Here is a 14,793-nt window from a genome sequence, read left to right as displayed (position 1 = left end):
AGGTGAAAACAATGCAACAGATTCTATCTTCTTGGTTTGTGCAAGGCATGATCAAAGCAACGTACGACATGTGGTTAAAAGGTTGGGATGAACGTAATGGTGGTAACGTAAGCTTACGATTGTTAGACACCGATGTCGTTTCATTTCAAGGTGACTTTTATGCTAATCCAAGGCACGTATCATTAACACAAGATGTGGCTAAGTTAGCCAATCAATACTTTATTGTGACAGGTTCTGGAAAATTTTTCCGAAATGTCATTTTAGATCCCGCTGATACCTTAGCTATTGTCAAAATCGATGAACAGGGCAAGGGTTACTATATTATGTGGGGGTTGATTAATGGTGGTTTACCCACTTCTGAGCTAGCTGCTCACTTACAGTCTCACATTGTTCGCATGGAAAAAAGCCAAGGTAAAGATCGCGTGATCATGCATTGTCATGCAACCAATTTAATTGCATTAACCTATGTTTTAGAGCTCGATACCGCAGTTATTACCCGTTTACTATGGGAAATGAGCACTGAATGCTTGGTTGTCTTTCCTGATGGTGTCGGTGTTGTGCCTTGGATGGTGCCAGGAAAAGATGAAATTGGTTATGCAACAGCACAACAAATGGCAAAACACACATTGGTTTTATGGGCTTTTCATGGTGTTTTCGGTACTGGCCCTACATTGGATGAAGCCTTTGGCCTTATTGATACAGCAGAAAAATCAGCTGAAGTATTAGTAAAAGTGTTATCGATGGGCGGTAAACGACAAACTATATCAACCGAGCAATTTAGACTGTTGGCACAGCGCTTTGATGTCAATCCAATTGAGGAAGCATTAAAACCTTAGTTAGGTTTAGCTCAGAATATATTAAATTATATTCTAAACATATAAGGACACATATATGGGTAGTTCAATTATTTTAGGTATATTTTGGCACTTTGTCGGTGCTACATCGGCAGCTTGTTTTTATGCGCCATTGAAAAAAGTTAAAAATTGGTCATGGGAAACAATGTGGTCAATCGCGGGTATTTTTTCATGGATTATTTTACCTTGGTCTATAAGTTACTGTTTATTGCCTGATTTTTGGGAATATTACGGTAGTTTCAGTTCAGATGTATTAATTCCTGTTTTTCTATTTGGTGCAATGTGGGGAATTGGTAATGTCGGCTATGGACTGACCATGCGCTATTTGGGTATGTCCATGGGGATAGGTATTGCAATTGGCATTACCTTAATTGTTGGTACGTTAATGACGCCGATATTACAAGGTAAATTTGGTGAACTTATCGCTTCAACCGGCGGCAAAATGACACTGCTAGGCGTAGTTGTCGCTGTTATTGGGGTAGCCATTGTTACTTATGCCGGGCTCTTAAAAGAAAAAACATTAGGTGTACAGGTAGCGGATTTTAATCTACGCAAAGGCTTATTATTAGCGGTAATGTGTGGGATTTTTTCTGCCGGTATGTCTTTTGCTATGAGCGCCGCGGTACCTATGCATACTAAGGCCGCTCAATTAGGTGTTTCCCATCTGTATGTTGCGTTACCTAGTTATGTAGTCATCATGGGTGGTGGCGCGATAGTTAATCTCGGTTTTTGTATTTCCCGCCTCTGTTTTAAAAAAGAGTTGTCATTCAAACAAGATATCTCGGTTGCTAAATCGTTACTCATTAGCAATGCATTGTTTGCCATTTTGGGCGGTGCAATGTGGTATTTTCAATTCTTCTTTTATGCATGGGGCCATGCCAATATTCCAGCAGAATATGGCTTTATGAGTTGGATGTTACATATGAGCTTTTATGTGCTTTGTGGTGGTATTGTTGGTTTAGTTTTAAAAGAGTGGTTTGGCACAGGAAAGAAACCAGTAAAAGTATTATGTATAGGTTGCTTAGTTATTATTTTTGCTGCCAATATCGTTGGCTTAGGCATGGCAAATTAATTGAAAGGAAAACAGATTATGGCTTATAGAATGATTTTAAATGAAACCTCTTATTTTGGTGCAGGTTCAATCCAACATATCGTTGATGAGATTAAAAAACGGGGTTTTAAAAAAGCATTGGTGGTTACTGACAAAGATCTAATCAAATTCAAAGTAGCAACAAAAGTAACAAAATTATTAGATGACAATGGTTTTGCTTATCAAATCTTTGATCAAGTTATGCCTAACCCAACAATTGGAATTGTTAAAAAAGGGGTAGACATTTTTAAACAGTCAGGTGCTGATTATTTAATAGCGATCGGTGGTGGATCTCCGCAAGATACGGCCAAAGCCATTGGTATCATTATTAATAATCCTGAATTTGCTGATGTGCGAAGCTTAGAAGGCGTTGCACCAACTAAAAAACCTGCGGTTCCAACGATAGCCATACCAACAACAGCCGGTACCGCTGCTGAAGTGACCATTAACTACGTCATTACCGATGAAGAGAAAAAACGTAAATTTGTTTGCGTTGACCCTCATGATATTCCGGCTGTTGCAATCATAGATTCAGATATGATGACAAGCATGCCAGCAAGTTTAAAAGCAGCGACTGGGGTAGATGCACTCACCCATGCCATTGAAGGTTATATTACTAAAGGGGCTTGGGAACTTTCTGATATGTTTCATTTAAAAGCCATTGAGGTAATAGCACGCTCATTACGTGACTCAGTAAAAGGGATTGCAAAAGGTTCAGAAGATATGGCATTAGGTCAATATATTGCTGGTATGGGTTTTTCAAATGTGGGATTAGGTTTAGTCCATGGAATGGCACACCCGCTTGGTGCTTTTTATAGTACCCCGCATGGCGTTGCTAATGCCGTATTGCTACCGCATATCATGGCTTACAATGCCGAATTTACTGGCGATAAATATCGTGATATTGCTAAAGCAATGGGAGTCGCAGACACTGAAAAAATGACAATAGCGCAGGCCAGGCAGGCTGCTGTTGATGCAGTAAAACAGCTTAACAAAGATGTCGGTATTCCAGCAACATTGAAAGATATTGGCGTTAAACTCGAAGACATTCCAGCACTAGCACAAGCTGCCTTTGATGATGTGTGTACCGGTGGTAATCCACGTGAAACTAATGTTCACGAAATTGAACAACTCTATCAGGCTATTTATTAATGATAAGTTGCCGATTTGAAATTATGAAATAGGTTAGTCAATATTATATCGACCTATTTCATATGTAATGCTTAATAAGAAGGAATGGCTATGTTAAGAAAAGCTTCAATCATGCAGGTTAATCCTGATAAACATGCGGAATATAAAAAACGGCACGATGAAATTTTTCCGGAATTAGTGAAAGAGTTAAAAGCACATGGCGCACATAATTATTCGATTTTTCTCGATGCAAAGCGCAATCTTTTATTTGCTTACGTTGAAATTGAATCAGAAGAGCGTTGGGATGCTATTGCCAATACGGCTGCTTGCAAAAAGTGGTGGGCATTTATGCAAGATATTATGCCAAGTAATGCTGATAATAGCCCAATAAGTGAAGCACTTTTACCTGTGTTTTATCTTGAATAAAAATAGACTCTCTTTTATAAAATTAAAAGAGAGTATTTACCTTCATTAACGTTTATTGGTTTTATTTCTAAATTTTGCTCGATATTGTGACGGTGTCTGCTTGGTTTCTTTTTTAAATACGACTGAAAAATAGTTACTATCATCATAACCACATTCAGCCGAAATCATACTAATTGAGTATGGCGTGTTACGCAGTAATGACATTGCTGTACACAAGCGCCGCTTTTGTAGATATTCATAAATTGTCATGCCTGTTTGACTTTTAAATAAACGGCTAAGTGATCTTGCGGCAATATGATTTTGCTTACAAAATATGTCTAAATTAAATGGCGTAGCTATGCTATTGTGCAGTACTGTAAATAATAAATCCAATTGATGAGTTGCGGTTGGTGATTGAGTATTAGGCATTTGTTTAATACGATCTAATAAAATGACTAACTGTAAAAATAGCGCTTCGGCCAGATGCACGGAAGCTAAATTATTTTTTTTTGATTCAATCGCGAGCTGTTCAATTAAAGGGGAGACCATTTTAATTAAAGAAGGTTTAATACGCCAGCCTCGCTCGGTATGCTTGGCATTTTGTTTTGGCAAATATTGTTCAATGATTGATGATAAAAATAAGGCATCTCGTAAATATAAAATATTGTCGAGTTTTAGATTATTTACCGACTCATAACCATGAACATCTTTAGGGTTTATATATAAAATATCACCACTAGTGATTGGGTAAATATAATCATTCCAGTGATGTAATCCATTACCCGAACAGACAATGACAATTTCGTGAAAGTCATGGTCATGCAACGGAAAGGGGTGTTGATGATCTCTTTTTTCGACAGTCACAGTATTGATATCTGCAATAAAATAATCTTGTCTAAATAAATGCAAATAGTGATTCATAAGCTGTTCCTGCCGTATAGATTTACCAATCAATGATAACGTTTCTCTGGATAATTACGTAATATTTGTGGTCCAAAAGTAAACTCCTGTTTAAAACAAGTCGAAAAATAAGCACTATCATTAAATCCACATTCTTGCGCAATGTCTGTGATGGTTTTGTCGGTCTGAATTAATTGTGTATAGGCATCAGCCAAACGTAATTTTATAAGGTATTTTTGCGGAGTTATGCCTAATTGATTTTTCACATGGCGGTGGAAAGAGCGTAATGATAATGAAAATTGCTCGGTTACCTTATGCCAATCAATCGGTTCTTTGAAATGGATTTGTAAATAGCGTAATAGCTGTTTGACTCGGTTATCACTGCTGCCCGTGCCTTGATTTACATATTGATTTTGTTTGAATAATAGTAATAATTGTAAAAAAAGGCTTTCTTGCAAAGCATCGCTTTGCACTGATACTTGATTCAATTGCGCTAAAATGGTTTGTATATTTTTGTCACAATTTTTATCAAAAAAGAAGTGAGATTGGCACAAATCTTGATTTGGAATCAATTCATTAATGCCATTGATGAAATGAAAATTGTCCGGATCTCTAAATAAAATATTCGTTAAATGTAAATTATTTACGTTTTCGTATAAATGGCAATCACTAGCGTGAATATAAAACATCATACCCGGATAAAGATCGAATAATCGACCGTTTAAAATATGCTTGCCATTACCTTTTGTGACAATGACTATTTCATTAAAATTATGTGTATGTTCAGGGTACACAGGTTGGGGCTCTCGAGGCTCTATAGTGATATTTTGCTGACTAGAAGCAAAAAAATCTTTATCGAGTAACTTCTGTATCATGCGCGATCCTCACTTTATTGCAAATCACTCAAGCCTCATTCTAAAAAGGAAAAGTGTATCTGACCTTCAAAATTCGGACATGGTAAATCTTTTTTTGGCTGTAATTTATAGTAACTTAAGACTTTTTATTAAAATTGTGCGAAGACTCACATTTTTACTCGGCGAATGTGACAAATTCAATGGGCAAAGTTTACTAACTGTATAACCGTTTTTTGTTACTGAGTATTACGTAAAGCTAGCTTGTTATTTTTCATTTTTACGTTCACCTGATGGCTTAATATTAAAACTTTTTTATAAAACTTTTGAAATGTATATTGTTGGCAAATCTACATAACAATAAAATTTCGTTAATAGCCATCTCACTGACTTGTATTTTTAGCTTTGTCGATAATAATTTTAAACGCTTAATATACTGTTTTGATGTTAAGGTTGAGGCTTGTTTGATATGGCGACAACTTATGTGAAGTGGCAGCTCTGTTTAGTCAAAATCAAACTTGATAAAGTAAACATTGATTACAATAGCAATAAAAAGCATTTGGAATAATATTGGCATTGGTTATATTTACGCCGATAACGATATCCCCAAACCTTTTACAGCAAATTATAACGAAGAAAGTAAAAGTTATGCTAAAGGCAAATAAAAATGACATCCCATTAATGCATCTTAATTGATTCCTAATATGGGTGTTATGTACAATTTTACCTTTATTTAGACGGTTATTGCTTGCCGTTAAAACGCGATGAAAAACACGGTAACAGTAACAATAACCGTTATAGATCAAGATGATACTTTGACTAGTTTTCTAAACTTGAGTGATGAATTACACCAGATAATTTTTATTATCTGGTGTTGACTCTGTCAATGACAACCTAATATTATTATGCTAGTTATTGTTATAACCCAGTATACATAATCTATCATTCCTTCATTTTATAATTTGCTATGTTTAGCAAAATAGCAGCATTAGCGATATTTTGTGTCATGTTAGAGAAAAAATATCAAATTATTGATGATAAACACCGGAATCAATATGCTAATTGACCATTTCATATAACCAAAAAAGCTTGGCATATTAATTTGCTGTTGTGTTGCTATACTTTTGACCATAAAGTTAGGTGCGTTACCTATGTAGCTAAGCGCTCCCATAAACACCGATCCCATTGATATGGCTAATAGTGTTTTTGCCATGGTGGTCATTAACGTCATAGCATCGCCTGATGCTAGATTGAAAAACACCAAATAAGTCGGTGCATTGTCTAAAAAGCCCGAGAGTAATCCCGCAAACCAAAAATACAAACTATTAATTGGCTGTAGATGGTCGTTGTTAACGAGCGTTACAATTGCCGCCAATGCGCCATTACTGCCCGCGCGTAAAATAGTTAACACCGGTACAATCGTAATAAAGATACCAATAAACAATTTACCCACTTCAATAATGGGATCCCAATTAAATTCATTACCCGCACGAACTTGCTTGGGTGTGATCATGACAGAAGTAACTGTAATGATTAACAGTAACAGATCCCGCACCAAATCAGGTAGGGCAATTGAGGTCGCTAAAATAGTAAAAGTGATTGAAGACTGCCAAATCCCCGACATCAATACACAAATAATTATGGCTACCAATAAAAAAATGTTTGTTATACCGTAGAGTTTAAACGGTTGAGTAGGTTTAGTCTTTATGTTTGACGATTGACCATATTGCTGGCGAAAGTAATAACTGTCGATAATATAGAAAATTATCAATAATAAAATCGTCGTCAATAATACCGGACAAAACATATGCTTAACAGTCCAAAAAAAATCAACCCCTTTTAAAAAACCAATAAATAACGGTGGATCACCTAATGGCGTTAATCCTCCGCCAATGTTAGCAACAAGAAAGATGAAAAAGATAATAATATGAACAGATTGATTACGATAACGATTAGCTCTAATTAAAGGACGAATCATTAACATTGCCGCACCTGTAGTGCCCATAATTGAGGCTAATATCGTGCCGATTGCTAACAATACAACATTCAATTTAGGCGTACTAATCATATCACTTTTAATCAACACCCCACCCGATACAGTAAACAGGGCAAGTAGTAAAACGATAAAAGGAATATACTCTTCTAATATTGCATGAGCAGTTAGATTGAGGGTAGTTTGCATACCGAATGAATAAATGGCAGCAACTATAAACAGTGTCGTCCAAAAAATAATAATTTTGCCGTAGTGATAGTGCCATAATCGCGCTAAAAATAGTGGACATAAAGCAATCGAAAGCAAAATACCAACAAAAGGTACAGCCCAAACCAAGCTTAACTGTTCACCGTTAAATTCGGAAGCATAGAGATCAAAAGAGCTAACTAACAATAAGCTAAAAGGTACACAGAATAATTTGAATGGGATTCTCATGGCATGTCCGTTTGGATTAAAAGTTGAAAATTATAACAAATATCAATGCGTTTTCGAATGGAATGTATTATCTATCAATATTTTGATAAGAACTTTAAGTGAATGTATGTGTTTTAGTAAAAAATAACTACATAGATTCAGCTACTAAGTACGAATCCAGTTTAAAAAAGCTTCATAAAGTCTTTTATACTTGTGCTTTTTGGGGACGATGATTAATCCAATTTTAACGGCTTTAATCTCTTCATCGCTGATACTATCAAATGCTAGTTTCTAGTTTCTAGTTTCTAGTTTCTAGTTTCTTTAAAAAGTATTGCCTGATTAATCCGCTTAAATTTTCTTTACTTCCTCGTTCCCATGAATAATAAGGACGAGAAAAATAGTTTTAGTAATCTAATAATCTTGTTATTATTATTTTTCCGCAAATTTTAAACCATTATGTGAGGTGATTATCTTACCCCAATGTTTATCGGCTTTAATGGCTCAATGATGGCACCCTTTACTGCATCGGCTTTTTTTAATAAAAGCCAGCCCTCTCTTAGGTTCAATAATCGGTATCAATGTTTGTTTTCGGTTGCCATCATTAATCGAATATATCTCAAAATTACAGACCCAGACGCTTTTATTCACGATTTTAGGGGGATTTTCAATACTCACTGTCTCCACTATATGACCTCTTTTTGGTAACGACTTAATCGTTTATTCTTCCTGTGACTCCTTTTTTGATCAAGATTTAGATACAAATCTCCGCTTCGTAGTTTGTTCTGGTGAACATATTGATAGATATGTTCATGACTAACGCAACCAAAATGGCTTATTTGCTCAGGATTTCATAGCTCCAAAAACTTATGTTCAATATAGCCTCAAACCGTTTCACTTATGCAAATTGCTCGCTTACTGCTCTCTTTTCGTCTATCTACCGAAAATCCATGTACCTTAAGGGCGTAGTAATAACCTCGATGGTCTTTGTTGCGTTTAAGTTCTAGCTAAATCGTAGATACATGCCTTTCTAATATTTGGGCAATGACTTTTTTCTTAAGACCCATAAAGAAATCTAGTATCTTTCTTTATGGGTAAGTTGTTTATATTTTATGATGCTATCTCAACGTTGATTGGTGAAAAATAACTTATTGTAAACAAATTATCTTTTTTATTGTCACCTTCATGTTAGTTAATGATTAGCACTTATTAGTATATTTCAAGACTGTGTCATTTTTGCAGTAACGAAATTTTATATAATAAACCATTGCAAACTAAATTTATTATTTTATTATACTATATCACTTTAGCGTTAATCGATGCTAAAGTGGTTTAATAAGCAGGATTTTTGTATAGTATTAAAAGTTATCCGATAGAAATATTTGAAAAAAATCAAGCAAATATCTACATGGAGAGGCGAAAATATGTTAAAATATGGTCTTAATCGGGCATCGGGCATCGGGCATCGGGCATCGGGCATCGGGCATCGGGCATCGGGCATCGGGCATCGGGCATCGGGCATCGGGCAATTAATTTATTGCTTATTTAATTATCAAGCTCACTATTGTTATTTTTCTTTAAGTTCTTCATCCCCACAAAATGGTTTTATCGGTGATGTAGTTGATAAAACTTATCTTAAATTCATACTGTTATTTTTTCTTGTTAATCTATTACTGTTATCAAAAGTAAATGCTTTAAATGTTCAAACTGTAAATATTATTCATGGTAATGCTCCACAAGTAATTAAAGAACAAGTTGCCGCCGATAGATTAGGCTTCACGGTAGCAGATCAGTTTTATAGTGAATCTTCTGGCAATATAAATGGTAATGTTGTGAAGGGGTTTGATGGCAATTTAAAGATTAGTGATTTTAAAGTAGATGTTAATAATCCTTCAGTGGTTGATACCGTTACAAACTACAACGATGAAGATGGCGATCATGCCGATTCACAAGATCCTTTCATTGTTGAAACAACTAATTATTGGTGGTATGACGCTAATAATGTTGAGTTAGCTAGCAATGGTCATTTAACTGCTGGTACACAAGATAAACCTATAGGTTGTGGTAGTGGATATCCAATGCCTTTAACACTGGTTTTTGCAAAAAAAGTTAAGGCACGCTCACAATATGGTATACCAAGGGAAAGTGATTATGTTACGTTTTCTAAAAAATATCTTATAACCGCTACTGGATTATGTTATGCCAGACCTAATTCGACCGAAATCTTTCCAGATAAACAATGGTTAAGCTTTGATGATAGCAATAAATTTATAGGTTGGAATGATAAAAATAATACCACACGAAGAGTTTTAGTTGGTGGAGGTTATACTAGTGATTATGTGCCTGATTGGGGATTTAAAGTCAATCCTACCCAATCAAATAATAAAAAGTTTCCTACAACAGGTTTTCCTGGCGCAAAATTTCAGTTAATTGTTGCTGGTGCACAAAGTGATTACTTATTTAGTGTACCTGTAAATCCTAATGGTCAGGTTTCAGTAGATAGTAAAGGATATGTGACAATACATGATAGGCCATCAGGAGCGGTGACAGTTCGCGCAACATTAAAAAGAGATCAAAAAGTAATGTTTGATTATACGTTTAATCCGACCATTGTTTGGGCAAAACCTGTAAAGGGTTTTTTGGGTTTTTGGTCTGATGCTATAAAAATTTGTCAAGGCGATCATTTATTGTTGCATACTCAACTGTCAAATGCGCCAATAACTAATGGTGTTAATAAATATTTTGAAATTAATAACGGATTCACTCGCGCAATCGATAGTACGTTATTTAGTGAATGGGGACATACGCTTAAACATGCTTATCCAGATTCAGATTGGGAAGATCGAGATGATGAGCGATATTGGAGCCGTCAAAGCAATCATAGTTTTGATGTTGATCCAATGTACAATCATTTAGATGTGAATGCAGGTTCCGGTAACATTGGAACTGATTGCGAGTCAGATTCTATGTGTCCAGACTTTTTAGTTTGTCTGTAGTGATGTAAATTTTTATTGATGCTTACATTGAACATGTTTGTTCTTTGGTGATATTGATTTTATGATTTTTAATTTCATTTGGCCAAATAATTGGCAGTGCAAGTAGCTATACGATGCCGTTGAATTTACAAATTAGATTGTAGGTAAAGCCTTATACACAATATGGAATATAAAGTTAAGGTATGGTATCGAATTTTACTAAGAATTATCAGATAGTAGCTGAGCTGCAATTAGGTTATGTAAGACCAGATGCAACAGTTAATAATCCTCATAATCATTGGAGTACTTACAATCCAGATGTTAGAAAAAAGTTTGGTACAATTATGTAGTATGTAAAGGTTAATTATATTATGGAAAACCTAATATCGATTACTCTTAGATTTAAACAACTTTATCTAAAAAATCATCTTCAAGAAAAATATAGCTTTATTAATTTTAAAAGCATCAAATTTATTATTGAGGATTAATATGAATATTAATGATAAAGTGTTACTACAACAAGAGTTTAAAGGGATCTTGTTATTTAAAGAAGGAATGTTTTTTCGTACATATAATCAAGGCGTTTATATATTAACTGAACATCTTGGGCATAATCTTCAAACACATATTAAACAGATTAAGAAATATCATAATAAGCAAGTCATTATTTGTGGTTTTCCTGTTAACACAATAAACGAACGATTGCCTAACGCAAAGTTGTTTGATTTTGGCGTAAAGTTAGCGTTCAATTACTCAATTGATGAATATAGTCACTGGTATGAACGACGTTGCCCTGAAAAGAGCGAAGCGAGATAAGGGCAAAAGCCGCCCACGAGCGTTGTAAACGTACGAGACGGCGGCGTCGGAGTTCTGGCGAATCGAGCAAAAAATAGCCGTAGTGTAGATCAAAAATCCAACATAAAAACAAATTACTTATGTTCCAATATAAAACGATAGCCTATATTGACTTAAGAATCATTTCTATAAAAGTTGTCAAAGCAATTTTTTTTACCAATAATTCACGGATTAAATTGAAATCGATGAATAGTGATATTGACTTAATAGAAGACGGAGATGATCTGATATCAAAGAAAGATGGATGATTGTTTATTTACTTTTTCACATATTGCATGCAAAACCTTTATAATAGACAGCCTTTTTATTGTTGGATAGAACATGCAAAAACAGTCGAACTTAGCAAACAAAACTGCTTTACATCAACGAAATAAACATCGCCATGGCTATGACTTTTTAGCGCTATGCCAAACGTTACCTGATTTCACACCGTACGTTAAACCCAATCAATACAATAATTTATCGATCGATTTTGCTGATCCAATGGCAGTCAAATTGCTAAATAAAGCACTGTTATTACATTATTATCAACTGAGCAATTGGGATATTCCCAATGATTATCTTTGCCCACCCATTCCAGGGCGAGCAGATTATATTCATTATCTAGCCGACTTACTTGCTCATGATAACGACGATAAAATCCCTTTAGGTAAACAGATCCGTGTTCTTGATATTGGTGTAGGGGCAAATGTAATTTATCCCATTATTGGTCGGGCTGAATATAATTGGTCATTTGTGGGGAGTGATATCAACCCAATGTCAATCAAGGTTGCAAAGCTTATCATTCAATCTAACCCATTATTAAATGGTTTAATTGATTGTCGATTACAACGTGATACCTCAGCAATTTTTAGGCAAATTATAAAGCCGAAAGAATTTTTTATGTTAACTATGTGTAATCCACCTTTTCATGATTCGGCACAAGCCGCACTGGCGAGTAACCAAACTAAGCTCAAAAAGTTAGGTAAATGGCAATATTCAAAATCTAATCCTGCGCTTAATTTTGGTGGTCAGCAGACTGAATTATGGTGCAAAGGAGGTGAAAGTGCTTTTATTACCAATATGATCAAAGAAAGTACACAATATAAACAGCAATGTTTATGGTTTACGTCGTTGGTTTCTAAAAAAGAGTCACTCAAGGTGCTTAATAAGCAATTAATGACAGTTAAACCTGCTGAAGTCAAAATTATTCCAATGGCGCAAGGACAAAAGAGTAGTCGTTTTATTGCATGGAGTTTTTTCCAGCAAGATAAAAGGCAAGCGATTATCCAAAACCATTATGAAAATAGTGAAGGTATAAAATAAAAAGCTTTTTCTTAACTACCTATTTTTAATGATGATTTTTATTATTTATTTGTTGTTATTTGCCATTTTCAATGTTCCCTTTAAAAGGCAACAACTTTTTTCAATAAAATAGAGGTTTTTATTCATTTAGCGTGTAACAAAATGCCAGACACGTTTACTGTAATTTTTATGTAAAAAATTTCATCCAATTGATTAATAATACTATTTTTACGTTTGATTATTCTGTAATCTATTTTTTTTTGATGAATAGTCATTTATACTTGTTACGCTTTTATATTTTGTATCGAAATTGAGTTTTTTGTTGTTTAGATAGTCACTATCACGAATAAATTAAGCGGTTTCAAAGGAGATACAATATGTCTGAAGTAGTCTTCTGTAAAAATTATCTGTCTTTTGCTAACACCAAACATTATTTAATTTTTTTTTTAATTCGCATTAATCAATTTTATTGTTCTTCTATTACTATTAAATCAGTTTCAGCAATTGTTGTTTATTGGTTATTTGTGCATAGTAATCCTGTCAATGCATTATCGGCTTCGACTGAAAATGCTATTCATGGTCATGCGCCTTATTTAACGTTTGACAATGGAAAAACTAAAGTGGTAAGTGTTGAAGGGTTACTGGGTTTACAGCTATCTGACGGTCGTAGTTTTATTGCCGCTGGTGGACAAAGTGATTTGTATCCCAATGCAATTATCGATGATTCAAGCCAAGAATCCCCCATTGATTTGTTGAGTGATGATGATACATTTTTGAGCATTAAAACCTTGGTACCGTTAGTCAATAATAGTAGTTATCCAAGTATTTCATTGAGTAATCTTCTTGCATCTTCTAATAATTATTGGGGAGATGAAGATGGTGATGCATCACCAAATGCAACCGGTAATTTGATGGTTAAATGGTTAGATGCCAATAACAACGATATTACTACGCAAGTCAAAAATAACCCCAATGCTCAATTAACCGGATGCGATTCCCCTTATAAGTTAACGATTACGTCTAATGGTGGTCAATTATTTACCCAATATGGTATACCTAATGTGACAGATTTTAGTGGTGCTAAGCATACCTATTATTTTAATCGTAAAATTGATACGCCGTATGTATGTTATGTTCAACCCAATGTTTGGTATGATGGACGTCATTATCCTGATGCAGATGGTCCTGATTGGATCAGAAGCCGAGGATTTAAAGTGCAAGATATCAGTAATCCGGATTTAAATTTTCCCACGACAGGTTTAAATGGTCTAAATTTTTATTTGATATTAGGTGGTGTTACACCTGAACAAGTCATCACTGCAAATACTCAAGATGGTCAAACTGTTTATCCTGTCAACGGTGGGAGTAAAGTCACCATTTCATTAAAATCCGAACAAACACCAGGTTGGGATAATTCACCCAAAGTGTTAGCATTAAAAGTGGTTTTAAATGGTCCGAATGAAAATTCCACTGATACTTCATTTAGCCCTGTTCTGTTTAAGATTTATGCAGACAGTGAACGAAAGCAATTATTATACAGTTTTAATATTGATAGATGGTATATCGCCAGTTCAAATGATGCAACATCTAATGATGATGTTCAGCGCTTTTGTGACAATTTGGGTAATGGTTATCGATTCCCGAAAGTCAATGATTTAACTAACGCTAATGGCAAAGGTTGGCATGGCGGAATTAATGGTCGCAATATTAATAATTATCGTCGGCAAATAAGCTTTAAAGATGCAAGTGGTAAATGGATTGGTGGCATTTTTAATGAATGGGGATCTTCTTATCAACTTTATTATCCAACAAGTGATTGGCATACTTCAACGCAATCCTACTATTGGGCATTATCCGATGATGCTAGCATACAATATGCGGTTGGTTCTGATGTGGGTGATATCGATTCAGATTCTACAGCAGGTAAAATGGTTTGTGTTAATCCTTAATTTAAAAAATAATTATAAAAATAATTTTAATATTCATAGTGCTAAACATATAGCTTAAAGGCGCTGATTAAATAGCACATTATGTATCTTTTCTA

General features: G+C 34.8%; 11 protein-coding genes. 8 read left to right on the top strand and 3 right to left on the bottom strand.

Features of this window, described 5'->3' with window-relative positions:
- Positions 1–11 precede the first annotated feature (11 nt).
- The 4 genes from rhaD to rhaM all read left to right on the top strand — a co-directional run bounded on the left by rhaD (position 12) and on the right by rhaM (position 3,501).
- Entirely contained in the window at positions 12–836 is an 825-nt protein-coding gene (gene rhaD / locus J3U63_RS00970) for a rhamnulose-1-phosphate aldolase (protein ID WP_267333133.1), read from the top strand.
- Between the two features lie 55 nt (positions 837–891).
- The gene (gene rhaT, locus J3U63_RS00965) at positions 892–1,926 is read left to right on the top strand and encodes an L-rhamnose/proton symporter RhaT (protein WP_267333132.1); all 1,035 of its coding nucleotides are present in this window, start codon (positions 892–894) and stop codon (positions 1,924–1,926) included.
- An 18-nt stretch (positions 1,927–1,944) separates the two neighbouring features.
- On the top strand, positions 1,945–3,096 hold the full coding sequence (fucO, locus tag J3U63_RS00960) for a lactaldehyde reductase (RefSeq protein ID WP_267343813.1): 1,152 nt from the start codon (positions 1,945–1,947) through the stop codon (positions 3,094–3,096).
- Between the two features lie 90 nt (positions 3,097–3,186).
- On the top strand, positions 3,187–3,501 hold the full coding sequence (gene rhaM / locus J3U63_RS00955) for an L-rhamnose mutarotase (protein WP_267333130.1): 315 nt from the start codon (positions 3,187–3,189) through the stop codon (positions 3,499–3,501).
- Positions 3,502–3,546: 45 nt separating this feature from the next.
- Here the strand turns inward: rhaM and J3U63_RS00950 are convergent, their stop codons facing one another.
- The 3 genes from J3U63_RS00950 to J3U63_RS00940 form a co-directional block, all read right to left on the bottom strand.
- Entirely contained in the window at positions 3,547–4,401 is an 855-nt protein-coding gene (locus J3U63_RS00950; RefSeq protein WP_267333129.1) for a helix-turn-helix domain-containing protein, read from the bottom strand.
- Positions 4,402–4,430: 29 nt separating this feature from the next.
- Entirely contained in the window at positions 4,431–5,255 is an 825-nt protein-coding gene (gene rhaS / locus J3U63_RS00945) for an HTH-type transcriptional activator RhaS (RefSeq protein ID WP_267333128.1), read from the bottom strand.
- Positions 5,256–6,240: 985 nt separating this feature from the next.
- Positions 6,241–7,659 carry a sodium:proton antiporter gene (locus tag J3U63_RS00940; RefSeq protein WP_267370206.1) on the bottom strand — a complete coding sequence of 473 codons (1,419 nt, stop codon included), beginning with the start codon at positions 7,657–7,659 and terminating at the stop codon, positions 6,241–6,243.
- A gap of 1,400 nt (positions 7,660–9,059) precedes the next feature.
- On the opposite strand from J3U63_RS00940, the gene J3U63_RS00935 reads away from it, so the two are divergent.
- From J3U63_RS00935 to J3U63_RS00920, 4 genes are all read left to right on the top strand, one after another.
- Complete coding sequence (locus tag J3U63_RS00935) at positions 9,060–10,631, top strand: hypothetical protein (RefSeq protein ID WP_267370204.1); 1,572 nt, start codon at positions 9,060–9,062, stop codon at positions 10,629–10,631.
- A gap of 468 nt (positions 10,632–11,099) precedes the next feature.
- Entirely contained in the window at positions 11,100–11,426 is a 327-nt protein-coding gene (locus J3U63_RS00930) for a hypothetical protein (RefSeq protein ID WP_267366650.1), read from the top strand.
- 360 nt (positions 11,427–11,786) lie between these two features.
- Positions 11,787–12,770 carry a 23S rRNA (adenine(1618)-N(6))-methyltransferase RlmF gene (rlmF, locus tag J3U63_RS00925; protein ID WP_267347983.1) on the top strand — a complete coding sequence of 328 codons (984 nt, stop codon included), beginning with the start codon at positions 11,787–11,789 and terminating at the stop codon, positions 12,768–12,770.
- 356 nt (positions 12,771–13,126) lie between these two features.
- A complete protein-coding gene (locus J3U63_RS00920; RefSeq protein WP_267370203.1) occupies positions 13,127–14,698 on the top strand; it encodes a hypothetical protein in 1,572 nt (523 codons plus the stop codon).
- The last annotated feature ends 95 nt before the right edge of the window (positions 14,699–14,793 follow it).

Source organism: Gilliamella sp. B2838, from assembly GCF_026536185.1.
GTDB lineage: Bacteria > Pseudomonadota > Gammaproteobacteria > Enterobacterales > Orbaceae > Gilliamella.
This window is presented reverse-complemented; position numbering and strand designations above follow the sequence as displayed.